This is a genomic window from Mycobacterium sp. NGS69 (assembly GCF_059812165.1).
On sequence record NZ_JCALCD010000001.1, the window covers coordinates 779,256 to 794,138 of the forward strand.

The window sequence follows — 14,883 nt, forward strand, 5'->3', positions numbered from 1 at the left end:
CGAAGCGGCCTGGAAGCGGTTGCGGCAACACCAACAGTTGCCTAGGGCTATCCACAGTTTCCACAGGTTTATCCACAATTGAGCTTTGGGTATGCACGGCATCAACACGGCCTTTACCGAGTGCCGCGGGTTCCGTCTGTGGATAACCCAAGGCTGGTACGGCTGTGCCATAAACAGCCCCGCCGGTTATCAGAGCGAAATGCATTGCCCCGCTAAGCACCCGCAGCCGAGCCCCTCGGGCTCAGTAGCGCTCGCCCGCGCCGCGCTTGTTCAACTCGCCCTCGGGTATCGCCAGACCCCGGTCCGGCACCCGATCACGCAGTGCGTTTTCCAACCCCGCTGTGAGGGGTTATGATCACCGTCACGAAAAATCGTTGTGACTCACCTCACTTGAGCGGGGTGGACGTGCAGCTGAAAGGCGCTTGATGGCCACGCATTCGTTCGGTCCGGGTTCGCCGGCCCCGTCGAACTCGAATCCCGGCTCGGCTGCCTGTAACCACAGCTATAGCGTCGCCGCCTTGCGCGCCGCGCTGCTCGCGCTGGCGCTGCTCGCGGTTCTCGTCGTCATCGCCTTGTCTTGAATCAACCCAGACCGGGTATCTCCCCCTAGCAGCCGTTCTTGCGGCGCACGCGGTCATGGAGCAGGGTTGATTACGGCTGGCCGCCGCGTGGCAGCCCCGCGCAGGAGCGCCAAGACGATAACCGAAGAAAGGAATGCAGTGGCTGTATACAACTTGCCGGACTTGGATTGGGATTACGGTGCGCTGGAACCGCACATCTCCGGTCAAATTAACGAACTTCATCACGACAAACACCACGCCACCTACGTCAAAGGCGCCAACGACGCCCTGGAAAAACTCGAGGAAGCGCGGGCCAAGGGAGACCACGCCGCGATCCTGTTGAACGAGAAGAACTTGGCGTTCAACCTGGGTGGTCACGTCAACCACACCATCTGGTGGAAGAACCTCTCCCCGAACGGCGGTGACAAGCCGACCGGTGAGCTCGCCGCGGCCATCGACGACGCGTTCGGATCGTTCGACAACTTCCGGGCGCAGTTCCACGCCGCTGCCACCACCGTGCAGGGGTCGGGGTGGGCGGCGCTCGGCTGGGACACGCTGGGCAACAAGCTGCTGATCTTCCAGGTGTACGACCACCAGTCGAATTTCCCGCTGGGGATCGTGCCGCTGCTGCTGCTCGACATGTGGGAGCACGCTTTCTACCTTCAGTACAAGAACGTCAAGGTCGACTTCGCCAAGGCGTTCTGGAACGTGGTGAACTGGGCGGATGTGCAGGACCGCTACGCGGCCGCAACGTCTAAAACCCAAGGGCTGATAGCCGGCTGACTTCATTTCGAAACGGCGGGGGCGTCGCGCGGATCGCGTGGCGCCCCCGTCGTTTATCCGAGTCGAATGTGGGCACATTGAAAACATGTACGCCAGTAACCGTGTCGGGTTGCAAGGCGCCGAAGCCGCAGGCATCCTTAATTATTCGAGCTACCAGCGTGGTTATTCGAAACGAGGCGTCGCGCGGAGGTCGAGATGGAAACCGGGTCGGATAGGCCGATAGGGGTAGCACCCTTCCATGCCCGTGGTGCCCTGAAAGGGTTCGTCATTTCCGGGCGCTGGCCCGATTCGACGAAGGAGTGGGCCCAACTGCTGATGGTCGCGGTCAGGGTCGCGTCGCTGCCGGGATTGCTTTCCACCACAACGGTGTTCGGTGCTCGCGAGGAGTTGCCCGACGAGCCCGAGCCGGGCACCGTGGGCCTGGTGCTGGCCGAAGGCACCGTCTTCGGCGAATCTGCCATCCAGCCAGGATATTTCGCCGACCATCAACCGCCGGCGTTGCTGATGCTGCATCCGCCGTCGGAAACCACGCCCTCCTTGCCGGAATGCAACGGGGCCGCGTCCGGGTGCGTGTTGCTACCGGGATTGCCCTACCTCGGATTGGAGCACCGGGCGGCGTGGGTGGAGGCCGAGGCCGACGGAACCATCACGTCGATGGTGAGCCGGGTGGGCGTCGACCCGATCAGCCATCCGGACACCGCGATCCTGGCGATGCTGCTTGCCGCGTAAGGGAATTCAAATCGCAGAATACGGCCGCCCGAAATCGCTCGCCGTCCTGGCGCTGGCCTGACCCGCCCGCTAGCCTGTGAACCGTTAGCGAAGGGGAGTAGCCCCCAATCGTCGAGTCGACATACTGGCGTATAGCCCGGCCGGCGAACCGGTCCCACGGGTCCGGTGGGCGAGACCTTCGACCGATGTTCGGAGGGACCGAAGGGTCCCAGACATTACCGACGACGTGTCGAAAGGTCGCCCCCATGCTCGCAGCCACGTTGCTGACCCTCGGGGTGGTGTTCCTCGCCGAACTCGGCGACAGGTCCCAGCTGATCACCATGACCTTTGCGCTGCGCTACCGATGGTGGGTGGTGCTGAGCGGCGTGGCGATCGCCGCCTGTCTGGTGCACGGGGTGACGGTCGGGATCGGCCATTTCCTCGGCACGACGCTCCCGTCCCGCCCGATGGCGTTCGCGTCTGCGATCGCGTTCCTGATCTTCGCCGTGTGGGCCTGGCGCGAGGGCGCCGCCGACGAGACGGTCTCGACGGAGGGGGAATCCCGCTTTGCCTTGCTGACCGTCGCGTCGTCCTTCGTGCTCGCCGAGATGAGCGACAAGACGTCGCTCGCGACCGTGTCGTTGGCCAGCGATCACGACTGGACCGGCGTCTGGGTCGGCTCCACCCTGGGGATGGTCCTCGCCGACGGACTTGCGATCGGGGTTGGCACGCTGCTGCATCGGCGGCTTCCAGAGCGGCTGCTGCACGCCATGGCCGGCCTGCTGTTCCTGATGTTCGGACTGTGGATGCTGTTCGACACCGCGTTGGGACTGCGCTCGGTGGCCATCGCGGCGACCGTCGCCGTAGCGCTGGCCGCCTCCGCGGTGGCCGCGGCGCAAACTGTGCGTCGGCGCCGGAAAGCGGTTGCACCCGCCGGGAGGTCACCGGACATCGGCTAGAGTGCCGTCGGCGCCCCATTCCCTCAGCTGCCGCGACCCCGGAGACGTCCCAGGGGCATCTTCCGGGGCAATCAGGTGCACCCTTGGCCCGTTTCGCGGGCGGGTCGCCGAACTGACAGCAAATGATGTCGCCGACGGGTGCGCGTTGCGGGTTGGTTGCCGTGCAATCGCCCAGCATCCTCGGCCGGAGCGCGCGGGGATCCGCCCGGCCGGCGGCCCGCCACGCCCGGCCATGACCCGAACGCTGCGGATAACCTGTGAGTTTCGCTTATCTGGTGGACACCCCAGCGAATTAGTTAGACGCTCGTAAAGTGGGTATTCGGCAACCGTCAGCTATGCCGGTACCCAACCACCCCGGGTTTGCACCTGGATGCGGACCCAAACCGTCGCTACCATGATCAGCAAATACACCTCGGCAATAATTCACTTCTACAGCCAAGTGGAGGTCATATCGATGAGCACGACGTTCGCCGCCCGCCTGAATCGCTTGTTCGACACGGTGTACCCACCAGGGCGCGGGCCGCACACCTCGGCGGAGGTGATCGCGGCACTCAAGGCGGAGGGCATCACGATGTCGGCTCCCTACCTGTCCCAGCTACGTTCGGGCAACCGCACCAATCCGTCGTCGGCGACCATGGCCGCCCTGGCCAACTTCTTCCGGATCAAGCCGGCGTACTTCACCGACGACGAGTACTACGAGAAGCTCGACAAGGAGTTGTCCTGGCTGGCGACGATGCGAGATGACGGCGTGCGCCGCATCGCGCTGGCCGCGGTCGGGTTGTCCCCGCAGGCCCAGCAGGACGTCGTGGAGCGGGTCAAGGAGCTCCGCCGCGCCGAACACCTGGACGCCTAGCGGACGCGCGGGCCGAGACCCGCTGTACGCCCCGACCTGAACGGCCGCCGTCGGCGTATGCCGATTAGGGTTGGCTCTCGGATCGCGCACACGCGAGCGATAGTCCACTAGATACCGGGAGGCGGCCGGGAATGGGCCTGTTCCGCAAGCGAAAGAGCCGCGCGACGCGTCGCGCCGAGGCCCGCGCGATCAAGGCCCGCGCCAAGCTCGAGGCCAAGCTGGCCGCCAAGAACGACGCTCGCCGACTCAAGGCCGACCGGCGCGCCGCCGAAAAGGCCCTCAAGGCGCAGATCAAATCGCAACGGGACAGCGACCGCACGGCGCTGAAGGTCGCCGAGACCGAGCTCAAGACCGCACGGGAGGGCAAGTTGCTGTCGCCGACTCGGATTCGCCGGGCGCTGACCGTCTCTCGGCTGCTCGCCCCGATCCTGACGCCGCTGATCTACCGCGGCGCGATGGCCGCGCGCGCGGTGATCGACCAGCGGCGCGCGGACCAGCTCGGCGTCCCGCTGGCGCAGATCGGCCAGTTCTCCGGGCAGGGCGCCCAGCTGTCGGCCCGGATCGCCGGCTCGGAGAAGTCGCTGCGGGTTGTGCAGGAAAAGAAGCCCAAGGACGCCGAGACCAAGCAGTTCGTCGGCGCCATCACCGAACGGCTGAGCGACCTTTCGGCGGCCGTCACCGCCGCGGAGAACATGCCGGCCGCGCGACGGCGCGCGGCCCACGCCGCGATCTCCTCGCAGCTCGACGGCATCGAGGCGGACCTGATGGCGCGCCTCGGACTGACGTGACCGCCGCACGCGTCCTGATCGCGGTCGCGGCGCTCTACCTCGGCTCGGCGCTCGGCGCCCCCGCGGCGTGGGCGCACGTACACGCCAGCAGCGACAACCCCGTCCGCGGCGCCATGGCAATCGTCACCTTCCAGGTGCCCAACGAATCCAACACGGGCGCGGCCACCACCGCGCTGACCGTCGGCCTGCCCAACGTGGCGGCGGCGAGCACCGAAACCGTCCCCGGATGGACGGCCAAGCTCGACCGCGACGCGGCGGCCGGCACCGTCCGCTCGGTGACCTGGACGGCCGCCCCCGGCGCCGGGATCCCCCCGGACCAATTCGCGCTGTTCCGCATCTCGGTCCAGCTGCCCGACACCGACACCGTCAGCTTCCCGGCCACCCAGACGTATTCCGACGGCACGGTCGTCAAGTGGGACCAGCCGCCGCTGCCCGGCGGCGGTGAGCCGGAACACCCGGCGCCGGCGCTGACGCTCGGCGGGACGGCGGCCGCACCGCACGACCACCACCCGCCCGCGGCGGCCACGCAGCCGAAGTCATCGGACAACGCCGCGCGCCTGCTGGGCGGGGCGGCGCTGGCGCTGGCCGCCCTCGGCGTCGGTCTCGCCCTCTACCGCCGACGGGCATGACGCCCCGCGCGCTCGCCGCATGGGTGGGGCTGCTGCTGGCCGCCATGGTGTCGACCGCGATGCTCACCGCGCAACCGGCGTCCGCGCACGCGGCGCGGGTCTCCGCCGACCCCGCCGACAATGCGGTTCTCACGACCGGTCCCGGCCGGGTGACCGCGACGTTCAACGAGCGGTTGCAGACCACGTTCGCGGCCATGACGGTCGTCGGGCCCGACGGCAACCAGTGGGCCAGCGGCGAACCCAGCGTGCAGGGCGCTGTCGTCGGCGTCGGCGTGCGGCCGCTCGGGCCGGCCGGCACCTACACGGTGCATTACCGCGTGACGTCCGCCGATGGCCACGTGGTGTCCGGATCCTGGTCGTTTCGGCTTACGGTCCCGGGCACCGGAACGCCCGGACCTCCCGCCGCGGGTCCCGACGGCGGCGGGAGCGTCCCGGTGTGGCCTTTCGCGGCGGCGGCCGTGGCCCTGGTCGCGGCGGGCGCCTGGTGGGCGGCGCGACATAGACGTTGAGGGCCCAGACCGTCACCTGGTCGCCGAGCGCCCGCCGCGCCTCCTGGCATGATGGGACGCGAGCAACCCGGCGCCCGACTGAGAACTTGAGACAGCTGCAAAGGAGCGGCCGCATGGCAGACCCGCAGGACCAACCCAACAGCGAACCCGACGGCGCGTCGACCCCACCGGAGAAAAAACCTCCCGCCAAAGCGGTCAAGAAGGCGGCGAAAGCGCCCGCTAAAAAGGCACCGGCGAAGAAGGCACCGGCGAAAAAGGCAGCTGCCAAGAAAGCACCCGCCAAGAAGGCCCCGGCCAAGAGTCCCCCGCCCGCGCCCCCGAAACCGCCCGCGCAACCCCTCGGCATACAGCAGCGCATCGAGACCAACGGCCAACTCGCCGAGGCCGCCAAAGATGCTGCGGCGCAAGCGAAGTCGACCGTGGAGGGCGCCAACAACCCGGTCTCGCTCCAGGTCGCGCCGGCCGCCTCCGGCCAATCCCGGGTGCCGCTGATCGTGGCCGTGGCGCTCAGCCTGCTGGCGATCCTGCTGATCCGGCAGCTGCGGCGCCGCTGAGGTGACGATGTCCTTCCGGCCGACCGCCGACCTCGTCGACGCCATCGGCCCCGACGTACGCAGCTGCGACCTGCAATTCCGCCAGTTCGGCGGCCGCTCGGAGTTCGCCGGGCCCATCAGCACCGTGCGCTGCTTCCAGGACAACGCGCTGCTGAAGTCGGTGCTCTCGGAGCCGGGTGACGGCGGGGTACTCGTGATCGACGGCTCCGGCTCGCTGCACACCGCGCTCGTCGGCGACGTGATCGCCGAGTTGGCGCGCTCCAACGGCTGGGCCGGGCTGGTCATCAACGGCGCGGTGCGCGACGCCGCCGCGCTGCGCGGCATCGACATCGGCATCAAGGCGCTGGGCACCAATCCGCGCAAGAGCACCAAGACCGGCGCCGGGGAGCGCGGCGTCGAAATCAGTCTCGGCGGAGTGACTTTCGCGCCCGGGGACATCGCCTACAGCGACGACGACGGCATCGTCGTCACCGCGTCAGCAGTCTAAACAGACACGGCCGCAGGGTTTTTGGCGAATCGCAGGCCTTCGTCGGCGATCTTGCCGCGCCGGATCAGCCGGATGTCGCGCACGTAGTTCTGGTTCAACCGCCACGGCGTGCGTGAGCCCTGCTTGGGCAGCTCATCGAGCGAGCGCAGCACGTAGCCCGGTGTGAACTCCATGAACGGGCGCTCCTCGACGTCGGAACCCGGGTGCTCGACCACCACGGTGTCGAAGCCGTTGTCGTCCATATAATTCAGCAGGCGGCAGGCGAACTCGGACACCAGGTCGGCCTTCAGCGTCCACGACGCATTGGTGTAACCGACGGTGTAGACCATGTTCGGCAACCCCGAGAGCATCATGCCCTTGTAGGCCATCGTCTTGGTCAGGTCAACCGGCTGCCCGTCGATGGTCACCGTCGCGCCACCGAACAGCTGCAGGTTCAAACCCGTTGCGGTGATGATGATGTCGGCGGGCAGCTCCTGACCCGAGGCGAGCCGGATGCCGGTCGGGGTGAACCGGTCGATGGTGTCGGTGACCACGTCGGCCTTGCCTTTGCGGATGACGCGGAAGAGGTCGCCGCTGGGGACCAGGCACAGCCGCTGGTCCCACGGGTTGTACGTCGGGCCGAAGTGCTTCTCCACGTCGTAGCCCTCGGGGAGCTGGCGCTGCACGAAGCCGAGCAGGATCTTTCGCATCCGCCGCGGCCACTTCTGACAGGCGCCGTACAGCGCCGCCTGCCGCAGCACGTTCCGCCAGCGAATCGCGGTGTACGCCTGCTTCTCGGGCAGCCATCGGTTGAGCCGCTCGGCAAACTTGTCCCGCTTCGGCTGCGAGACGATATACGTCGGCGAGCGCTGCAGCATCGTGACGTGTTTGGCACCCGACTCCGCCATCGCCGGAATCAGGGTGACCGCGGTGGCGCCGCTCCCGATCACGACGACGTTCTTGTCCGTGTAATCGAGGTCCTCGGGCCAGTGCTGCGGGTGGATGATCGGGCCCTTGAAGTCCTCCGAGCCGGCGAACGTCGGTGCGAAACCCTGTTCGTAGTTGTAGTAGCCGCTGCACAGGAAGAGGAACGTGCACGTGATTGTGCTTGGCGTGCCGTCGTTTTCGATCTGCAGGGTCCAGCGGTTGTCCGCGTTGGACCAGTCGGCGCCGACCACCCTGTGGTTGAGCCGGATGTGCTTGTCGATGCCGTACATGGCCGCGGTGTCCTTGACGTAGTCGAGGATCGGCCCGCCGTCGGCGATGGCCTGGCGCTCGGTCCACGGGCGGAACCGGAAGCCCAGCGTGTACATGTCCGAGTCGGAACGGATGCCCGGGTAGCGGAACAAGTCCCAGGTGCCCCCCATGGCCGCGCGCTTCTCCAGGATGGCGTAGCTCTTGGTCGGGCAGCGATCCTGCAGGTGCCAGGCCGCGCTCACGCCGGAGATGCCGGCGCCCACGATGATGACGTCAAGGTGCTCAGTCATGGGCCCACGCTATCAACACCCTGTCGAGCTAGTCAACGGGGTGTCGAAACTTTCAACTCCATGTAAAGTAGCCGCCGTGACTACCGCCGGCACGTCTCGCGCCCTCCGCGGCCGCCGAGCGATGCGCCCCTCCGGCGACGACCGCGAGCAGGCGATCCTGGCGACCGCCGAGCGGCTGCTGGAAGAGCGCGGGTTCGCCGCCATCTCGGTCGACGACCTGGCCAAGGGCGCCGGCCTCTCCCGCCCGACGTTCTACTTCTATTTCAAGTCCAAGGAGGACGTGCTGCTGTCGCTGCTGGAGCCGGTCATCGCGCGCGCCGACTCCGAGTTCGACGGGGCGGTGCAACGGCTGCCTGAAGACCCGCGCCGGGTGTGGCGCAACGGCATCAAGGCCTTCTACACGGCGTTCGGCTCGCACCGAACGCTTGCGCGCGCCGCTACGGAGGCGCTGGCCACCAGCTCCGAGCTCCGGTCGATGTGGCTGGGATTCATGCAGAAGTGGATCGACCAGACCGCGGCGATGATCACCGCCGAGCGGGCACGCGGCGCCGCCCCGGAGACCATCCCCGCCGCCGACCTCGCGACCTCGCTGAACCAGATGAACGAACGCACGATGATGGCCGCGCTGTCGGCCGAGACACCGGCCGTCGACGAGGACCGGGTCGTCGACACGCTCACCCACATCTGGGTCACCAGCATCTACGGCGAGTCCGGCTAGTCGTCGTACCCGCGTGCGAACATATGTTCGTGCGGTGTGACGCGTCCATCCTGCACGCGGACCTGGATTCGTTCTACGCGTCCGTCGAACAGCGCGACGACCCGACGTTGCGCGGCCGCCCGGTGATTGTCGGGGGCGGAGTGGTGCTGGCGGCGAGCTACGAGGCCAAGGCCTACGGCGTGCGCACGGCGATGGGCGGGGCGCAGGCGCGGCGGCTATGCCCGCACGCCATCGTGGTGCCGCCGCGCATGAACGCCTACAGCCGCGCCAGCGACGCCGTGTTCGAGGTGTTCCGCGACTGCACACCGGTGGTGGAGGCGCTGTCCGTCGACGAGGCATTTCTGGATGTCGGCGGCCTGCGCCGCGTCGCCGGCACACCGACCCAGATCGCGCATCGATTGCGCGCCGACGTGCGTGGTCGCGTCGGCCTGCCCATCACCGTCGGGATCGCCCGGACGAAGTTTCTCGCCAAGGTGGCCAGCCAGGAAGCCAAGCCCGACGGGCTGCTGCTGGTGCCGCCCGATCAGGAGCTGGCGTTCTTGCGCCCGTTGCCGGTGCGCCGGTTGTGGGGCGTGGGCGCGGTGACCGCCGAGAAGCTGCACGCGCACGGCCTCGTGACCGTCGCCGATGTCGCCGAGCTCAGCGAATCGACACTGGCCTCGCTGCTGGGGCCCGCGATGGGCCGTCAGCTGTACGCGCTGTCGCGCAACATCGACCGCCGCCGGGTGACCACCGGGGTGCGCCGGCGCTCGGTGGGGGCGCAGCGGGCTCTGGGCCGTGCGGGCAATCGCATGTCGGCCGCCGAGGTCGACGCGGTGGTGGTGAACCTGATCGACCGGATCACCGCCCGGATGCGCACCGCCGGGCGTACCGGTCGCACGGTGGTGCTGCGACTGCGCTTCGACGACTTCAGCCGGGCGACCCGCTCGCACACGTTGCCGTGGGCCACCTCGTCGACGCAGCCGATCCTGACCGCGGCGCGGCAGCTGGTCGCGTCCGCCGCGCCCCTGATCGCGCAGCGGGGGCTGACGTTGGTCGGGTTCGCGGTGTCGGGCATCGACCGCAGCGGAGCACAGCAGCTGATGCTGCCGTTCGGCGAGGACCCCGGCCGGCTCGAGATCGACGACGCGATCGACCGGGTGCGCCGCCGTTATGGCAAGTCCGCGCTCACGCCGGCGGTGTTGGTTGGCCGTGACCCGGGCCTCGAAATGCCGCATCTCCCCGACTGAGGCCATCGCCGCAAGAATCTCGCAAGTCGCCGGCTTTAACCTACGGCCCCACAAGGGATTAGGAGCCGTAGATGTCCTCTTTCGTGCAAGTAGACCCGGAGATTCTCAGCGCCGCGTCGGCGGACTTGGACGCGATCGGATCCGCGATCAGGTCGGCCAATGCGACCGCGGCGGCCTCGACTACATCGGTGGCGGCCGCGGCGCAGGACGAGGTCTCGGCCGCGATTTCTCAGCTGTTCGGCAGCTACGCCCGGGAGTTTCACTCGCTCAGCGCGCAGGCGGCGCTTTTCCATGACCAATTCGTGCGGTCACTGACGTCGGGCGGTGGGCAGTACGCGGCCGCCGAGGCGGCCAATGCCGACCCGCTGACGTCCTTGGTCGGCGAGATTCAGAGCCTGGGGTTGCCGCCCGGGCCGGTCAAGCTGCTCACGGGGCGCCCGCTGATCGGCAACGGGGCCAACGGGGCGCCCGGAACCGGAGCTCGCGGCGGCGACGGCGGATGGCTGATCGGCAACGGCGGCAACGGCGGGTCGGGCGGGGCCGGGCAGGCCGGCGGGTCCGGCGGGTCGGCGGGATTGTGGGGCCACGGCGGTGACGGCGGAGCCGGCGGAACCGGCAAGCCCCTGATCGGTGGCGCCGGCGGAAGCGGCGGTGCCGGCGGGGCCAACGGATGGATCGGCGGCGGCCCGGGCGGTGCCGGCGGGGCCGGCGGGACCGGCGCCTCCAGCCTGTTCGGAGGGACCGGCGGCCACGGCGGGGATGGGGGCGCCGGCGGGGCCAACCGACAACTGCTTTCCCTGTTCGGCGCCGGCGGTGCGGGTGGAGCGGGCGGCCAGGGCGGCCTCGGCGCTGCCGGCCTCGATAACGCCACGGCCGGCGGTACCGGTGGGCCGGGCGGGCACGGCGGAGCCGGCGGCCATGGCGGGGCCGGCGGCGCGAATCAGGCCCTGCTGGGCGGTGCCGCCGGACTGGGCGGTCACGGCGGCGACGGCGGCCACGGCGGCACGGGCGGCGGCGGCGGAAGCGCCACCTCGACTGGCGGAACCGGAGGAGTCGGAGGCGACGGCGGTGCGGCCGGCGCCGGTGGGGCCGGCGGAACCGGGGGCGGGCTCTTCGGGCAGGCCGGCAGCGGCGGCTCGGGCGGCACCGGCGGGGGCGGCGGCACCGGCGGCACGGGCGGCGGCGTCAGCGGAAACGTCTTCGGCAGCGTGGCCGGTCAAGGCGGCCAGGGTGGCCATGGCGGCGCCGGCGGGGCCGGCGGCAACTCCAGCGGCAGCGCACTCAACGGCACCGGCGGAGGCGGCGGTGCCGGCGGCACCGGTGGCTTCGGCGGCAACGCGGTGACCGGAACCGGCACCAACCACTCCACCTACGGCGGCGGCGGGGGCGGCGGCGGCGCGGGCGGCAAGGGCGGCCTGGTCGGTGTCGGCGGCATCGGCGGGGGCAGCGGCACGGGCGGCGCCGGCGGGGGCGGCGGCACCGGCGGCGCCGCCTCGACCCAACTCAGCCAGCCTGTCGCCCTCGGGCTCGGCGGCGACGGCGGAGGCGGCGGCGCCGGTGCCCCCAACGGCGGGGCAGGCGGCACCGGAGGTGGGGGCGGCGCCGGCGGCGGCGCGCTCGGTGTGTCGACCGGGGACATGGCCTTAGGCGGAGGCGGCGGGGGCGGCGGCGGGGCCGCCTACGCCGGCGGTGCGGGAGGTGCGGGAGGCGCCGGCGGTAACGCGATCACCACCGCGTCCCAGCTCGCTCAAGGAGGCGCCGGCGGATTCGGCGGCGCCGGCACCGGAGGGGGTGGTGGTGGCGGCGCCTGGGCCTACCCGGCCAACGCCGTCCCCGGTGTCGCCGGAACGGCGGGTGCCTTGGGCGGCACCGGAGGCGCCGGCGGTGGTGTCGGCCAATTCGGCGGTGACGGGGGCGCCACCGGTGTCGCCGGCTCCGGCGCCGAGGCCCTGATCATCGGCGGCAACGCCGGCGGCGACGGGCAGTCCACCTGACAACCGCTATCCGGCTGATCCCGTCCACTCCAGCAGCTTGTCGGCCGGCCAGGTATTGACGATCCGGTCAACGGGCACGCCGGCGTCCAGCGCGCGCTGCGCCCCGTAGCCGAGGAAGTCCAGCTGGCCCGGTGCGTGCGCGTCGGTGTCGATGCTGAATACGCAGCCGATCTCCAGCGCCCGCTTGAGTAGCCGGGTTGGCGGGTCGCGGCGCTCGGGGCGGGAGTTGATCTCCACTGCCGTCCCGTGGTCGCGGCAGGCGGTGAACACCGCCTCGGCGTCGAACTTCGACTCGGGCCGGATGCCGCGGCCGCCCGAGACCAGCCGGCCGGTGCAGTGGCCCAGCACGTCGGCGTGCGGATTGGAGACCGCGCGCAGCATGCGTCGCGTCATCGCCGCCGCGTCCATCGACAGCTTCGAGTGCACGCTGGCCACGACGACGTCGAGGCGCTCGAGCAATTCGGGTTCCTGGTCGAGGCCGCCGTCCTCCAGGATGTCGACCTCGATCCCGGTGAGAATGCGCATCGGCGCGAACTGGTCGCGCAGCTCGTCGATGACGTCGAGCTGCTTGCGCAACCGCTCCGGCGACAACCCGTTGGCGATGGTCAGCCGCGGCGAGTGGTCGGTCAGCGCGCAGTATTCGTGACCCAGCGCCGACGCGGTGGCCATCATCTCGTCTATCGGCGCCGACCCGTCCGACCAATTCGAATGCAGGTGCAGGTCGCCGCGCAGCGCGGCGCGGATGTCGCCACCGCCGAGATCCTCAACGCCGGAACGCAATTCGACGAGGAGGTCGGGTTCGCGGCCGGACCAGGCCTGGTCGATCACCTTCGCGGTCTTCGGACCGATACCCGGCAGCGTCTGCCAGCTGTTGGCCTGGCCGTGCCGCTCCCGCGCGGCGTCGTCGAGGCCCTCGATGATGTCGGCGGCATTGCGGTAGGCCATCACCCGCCTCGGGTCGTGCCGGCTCCGGTCCTTGTAATAGGCGATCTGCCGCAGGGCGGCTACCGGGTCCATGGCTCCAGTGTGCCCCGCCCAGTCACCGGAATTGGCCTGCGACGAACCCCGTGAGCAGCACGGCGAACCCGCCGATCTCGCCGGCGATCAGCAGCACCATCGTCATTTCCAGCCCGCGGCTGGGGCTTTCGAACTGGTTGACGGTGTCGCGCCGCGCGCCGTGCGCAACGTAGCCGAGGATGGCGGCGACGAAAAAGAACACGACGACCGCCGCCGCGGCCAGGTTGACCCACGCCGGCCAGGCGCTGAGTTCGACGAAGACCGCCAGCAGCAGGGTCGCGAAGGAATAGAGCAACGCCGCCCGGTGCGCGATGTCGACGTACGGATGGGCGCGATGATCCTCGGCGGTCATGATCTGGCGGTACTTCCAGACGCCGAGCACCAGCGCCAGCAGGAAGATCAGCCCAGCGGCCAGCAGGGTGATCCTGGTGTCGATACCGAGTGCGGTGGTCATCGTCCGCATGAGTTTAGTTGCGCTTCATAAAGATCGACTAACGTCGGTTTCATGCGATTCGCGTTCAAAACCTCACCCCAAAACACCACCTGGGCCGACATGCTCGCCGTCTGGCAGGCCGCCGACGATATCGAGGTCTTCGAGTCCGGCTGGACGTTCGACCACTTCTATCCGATCTTCTCCGACAGCAGCGGACCCTGCCTCGAGGGGTGGACCACTCTGACCGCGCTGGCGCAGGCGACCAAGCGACTGCGGCTGGGCACCCTCGTCACCGGCATCCACTACCGCCACCCCGCGGTGCTGGCGAACATGGCCGCCGCGCTCGACGTCATCTCCAACGGGCGCCTCGAGCTCGGGATCGGCGCCGGCTGGAACGAGGAGGAGTCGGGCGCCTACGGCATCGAGTTGGGCTCCGTCCGGGAACGCTTCGACCGGTTCGAGGAAGCCTGCCAGGTGCTGATCAGTCTGCTGAGCGAGGAGACCACCGACTTCGCCGGCAAGTACTACCAACTCAAGGGCGCCCGCAACGAGCCCAAGGGCGTGCAGCGCCCGCACCCGCCGATCTGCATCGGCGGCAGCGGCGAGAAGCGCACCCTGCCGATCACCGCGCGCTACGCCCAGCACTGGAACTTCGCCGGCGGCCCACCCGAACTGTTCGCGCAGAAGCGCGACGTCCTCGCCGCACGCTGCGCGGACATCGGGCGCGACCCGAAGGAGATCACCATGTCGGCGCATCTGCGACTGGACGCCGACCGCAACTACGGACAGGTCATCGACGACGCCGCGGCGCTGGGCGCCGAGGGGCTGGACCTGGGCATCGTTTACATCAATCCGCCGCACGACCCGGCCGTGCTGGAGCCATTGGCCGAGGCGATCCGGGATTCGGGACTGCTGGCTAAGTGAGGCCCGGCGAGCAAACTAACTTGGGCGTCGCCGGCGCTTGAACGAGGCGCTTACACCCCGAAGAACATCAGCTCTTCGGCCGTTACCAAGCGCTCGAGCTTAGCGGGATACTCGCGGCTCTTCACCGGGTGACGCAACCAGGACCAGGCGATTCGCCCCATCTTCGACCGGGGCATCGGGTTGACATGCACAGTGACCACTCCTGCGATCGGTCCGTTCCGGCGGGACGCCCCCCGCGATTGCTACGCGATGAGGCCCACAGAGAACCATTA

At 69.3% G+C, this 14,883-nt stretch carries 17 protein-coding genes; 14 read left to right on the forward strand and 3 right to left on the reverse strand.

The features are described from left to right. Nucleotides 1-425 precede the first annotated feature (425 nt). The 10 genes from AC5Y2S_RS04030 (at nucleotide 426) to rraA (ending at nucleotide 6,830) form a co-directional block, all read left to right on the forward strand. Nucleotides 426-581, forward strand: coding sequence for a hypothetical protein (locus tag AC5Y2S_RS04030; protein WP_499905361.1), 156 nt, complete (start codon nucleotides 426-428; stop codon nucleotides 579-581). 138 nt (nucleotides 582-719) lie between these two features. Then, on the forward strand, nucleotides 720-1,343 hold the full coding sequence (locus AC5Y2S_RS04035; protein WP_067150615.1) for a superoxide dismutase: 624 nt from the start codon (nucleotides 720-722) through the stop codon (nucleotides 1,341-1,343). 195 nt (nucleotides 1,344-1,538) lie between these two features. Next, nucleotides 1,539-2,072, forward strand: a complete 534-nt coding sequence (locus AC5Y2S_RS04040) for a peptidase (RefSeq protein ID WP_067150612.1) — start codon at nucleotides 1,539-1,541, stop codon at nucleotides 2,070-2,072. Nucleotides 2,073-2,317: 245 nt separating this feature from the next. Then, nucleotides 2,318-3,010, forward strand: a complete 693-nt coding sequence (locus AC5Y2S_RS04045) for a TMEM165/GDT1 family protein (RefSeq protein WP_499953927.1) — start codon at nucleotides 2,318-2,320, stop codon at nucleotides 3,008-3,010. Nucleotides 3,011-3,464: 454 nt separating this feature from the next. Beyond that, nucleotides 3,465-3,863, forward strand: coding sequence for a helix-turn-helix transcriptional regulator (locus tag AC5Y2S_RS04050; RefSeq protein WP_066930409.1), 399 nt, complete (start codon nucleotides 3,465-3,467; stop codon nucleotides 3,861-3,863). Nucleotides 3,864-3,994: 131 nt separating this feature from the next. Then, the gene (locus AC5Y2S_RS04055; protein WP_499953928.1) at nucleotides 3,995-4,651 is read left to right on the forward strand and encodes a DUF6474 family protein; all 657 of its coding nucleotides are present in this window, start codon (nucleotides 3,995-3,997) and stop codon (nucleotides 4,649-4,651) included. Beyond that, nucleotides 4,648-5,280 (forward strand): YcnI family copper-binding membrane protein, encoded by a 633-nt coding sequence (locus AC5Y2S_RS04060; RefSeq protein WP_499953930.1) that lies wholly within the window; start codon nucleotides 4,648-4,650, stop codon nucleotides 5,278-5,280. Before AC5Y2S_RS04055 ends, AC5Y2S_RS04060 begins: the two co-directional genes overlap by 4 nt. Beyond that, on the forward strand, nucleotides 5,277-5,789 hold the full coding sequence (locus tag AC5Y2S_RS04065; protein ID WP_499905366.1) for a copper resistance CopC family protein: 513 nt from the start codon (nucleotides 5,277-5,279) through the stop codon (nucleotides 5,787-5,789). The genes AC5Y2S_RS04060 and AC5Y2S_RS04065 overlap by 4 nt, the downstream gene beginning before the upstream one ends. A 113-nt stretch (nucleotides 5,790-5,902) precedes the next feature. Then, nucleotides 5,903-6,343 carry an Rv3852 family protein gene (locus AC5Y2S_RS04070; RefSeq protein ID WP_499953932.1) on the forward strand — a complete coding sequence of 147 codons (441 nt, stop codon included), beginning with the start codon at nucleotides 5,903-5,905 and terminating at the stop codon, nucleotides 6,341-6,343. Between the two features lies 1 nt (nucleotide 6,344). Beyond that, the gene (gene rraA, locus AC5Y2S_RS04075) at nucleotides 6,345-6,830 is read left to right on the forward strand and encodes a ribonuclease E activity regulator RraA (protein WP_499953934.1); all 486 of its coding nucleotides are present in this window, start codon (nucleotides 6,345-6,347) and stop codon (nucleotides 6,828-6,830) included. On the opposite strand, the gene AC5Y2S_RS04080 is transcribed toward rraA, so the two are convergent. Beyond that, entirely contained in the window at nucleotides 6,827-8,296 is a 1,470-nt protein-coding gene (locus AC5Y2S_RS04080; RefSeq protein WP_499953936.1) for a flavin-containing monooxygenase, read from the reverse strand. The genes rraA and AC5Y2S_RS04080 overlap by 4 nt on opposite strands. 76 nt (nucleotides 8,297-8,372) lie before the next feature. Here AC5Y2S_RS04080 and AC5Y2S_RS04085 point away from each other — a divergent pair, with 76 nt between their 5' ends. From AC5Y2S_RS04085 to AC5Y2S_RS04095, 3 genes are all read left to right on the forward strand, one after another. Beyond that, the gene (locus AC5Y2S_RS04085) at nucleotides 8,373-9,014 is read left to right on the forward strand and encodes a TetR/AcrR family transcriptional regulator (protein WP_499953938.1); all 642 of its coding nucleotides are present in this window, start codon (nucleotides 8,373-8,375) and stop codon (nucleotides 9,012-9,014) included. A 23-nt stretch (nucleotides 9,015-9,037) separates the two neighbouring features. Next, nucleotides 9,038-10,243, forward strand: a complete 1,206-nt coding sequence (gene dinB, locus AC5Y2S_RS04090; protein WP_499953940.1) for a DNA polymerase IV — start codon at nucleotides 9,038-9,040, stop codon at nucleotides 10,241-10,243. Between the two features lie 71 nt (nucleotides 10,244-10,314). Then, nucleotides 10,315-12,237, forward strand: a complete 1,923-nt coding sequence (locus AC5Y2S_RS04095) for a PE family protein (RefSeq protein ID WP_499953942.1) — start codon at nucleotides 10,315-10,317, stop codon at nucleotides 12,235-12,237. Between the two features lie 6 nt (nucleotides 12,238-12,243). On the opposite strand, the gene AC5Y2S_RS04100 is transcribed toward AC5Y2S_RS04095, so the two are convergent. Next, nucleotides 12,244-13,254, reverse strand: a complete 1,011-nt coding sequence (locus AC5Y2S_RS04100; protein WP_499953944.1) for a PHP domain-containing protein — start codon at nucleotides 13,252-13,254, stop codon at nucleotides 12,244-12,246. A 22-nt stretch (nucleotides 13,255-13,276) separates the two neighbouring features. Beyond that, nucleotides 13,277-13,708 carry a hypothetical protein gene (locus AC5Y2S_RS04105; RefSeq protein WP_499953946.1) on the reverse strand — a complete coding sequence of 144 codons (432 nt, stop codon included), beginning with the start codon at nucleotides 13,706-13,708 and terminating at the stop codon, nucleotides 13,277-13,279. A 51-nt stretch (nucleotides 13,709-13,759) separates the two neighbouring features. Between AC5Y2S_RS04105 and AC5Y2S_RS04110 the strand changes: the two genes are divergently transcribed. Beyond that, the gene (locus AC5Y2S_RS04110; protein WP_499953948.1) at nucleotides 13,760-14,611 is read left to right on the forward strand and encodes an LLM class F420-dependent oxidoreductase; all 852 of its coding nucleotides are present in this window, start codon (nucleotides 13,760-13,762) and stop codon (nucleotides 14,609-14,611) included. The last annotated feature ends 272 nt before the right edge of the window (nucleotides 14,612-14,883 follow it).

Excerpts from the sequence above, each read along its gene's own strand:
- AC5Y2S_RS04030 (WP_499905361.1), top strand. The coding sequence starts at position 426 with ATGGCCACGCATTCGTTCGGTCCGGGTTCGCCGGCCCCGTCGAACTCG.
- AC5Y2S_RS04040 (WP_067150612.1), top strand. The coding sequence starts at position 1,539 with ATGGAAACCGGGTCGGATAGGCCGATAGGGGTAGCACCCTTCCATGCC.
- AC5Y2S_RS04045 (WP_499953927.1), top strand. The coding sequence starts at position 2,318 with ATGCTCGCAGCCACGTTGCTGACCCTCGGGGTGGTGTTCCTCGCCGAA.
- AC5Y2S_RS04050 (WP_066930409.1), top strand. The coding sequence starts at position 3,465 with ATGAGCACGACGTTCGCCGCCCGCCTGAATCGCTTGTTCGACACGGTG.
- AC5Y2S_RS04055 (WP_499953928.1), top strand. The coding sequence starts at position 3,995 with ATGGGCCTGTTCCGCAAGCGAAAGAGCCGCGCGACGCGTCGCGCCGAG.
- AC5Y2S_RS04065 (WP_499905366.1), top strand. The coding sequence starts at position 5,277 with ATGACGCCCCGCGCGCTCGCCGCATGGGTGGGGCTGCTGCTGGCCGCC.
- AC5Y2S_RS04070 (WP_499953932.1), top strand. The coding sequence starts at position 5,903 with ATGGCAGACCCGCAGGACCAACCCAACAGCGAACCCGACGGCGCGTCG.
- AC5Y2S_RS04080 (WP_499953936.1), bottom strand. The coding sequence starts at position 8,296 with ATGACTGAGCACCTTGACGTCATCATCGTGGGCGCCGGCATCTCCGGC.
- dinB (WP_499953940.1), top strand. The coding sequence starts at position 9,038 with ATGTTCGTGCGGTGTGACGCGTCCATCCTGCACGCGGACCTGGATTCG.
- AC5Y2S_RS04095 (WP_499953942.1), top strand. The coding sequence starts at position 10,315 with ATGTCCTCTTTCGTGCAAGTAGACCCGGAGATTCTCAGCGCCGCGTCG.
- AC5Y2S_RS04100 (WP_499953944.1), bottom strand. The coding sequence starts at position 13,254 with ATGGACCCGGTAGCCGCCCTGCGGCAGATCGCCTATTACAAGGACCGG.
- AC5Y2S_RS04105 (WP_499953946.1), bottom strand. The coding sequence starts at position 13,708 with ATGACCACCGCACTCGGTATCGACACCAGGATCACCCTGCTGGCCGCT.
- AC5Y2S_RS04110 (WP_499953948.1), top strand. The coding sequence starts at position 13,760 with ATGCGATTCGCGTTCAAAACCTCACCCCAAAACACCACCTGGGCCGAC.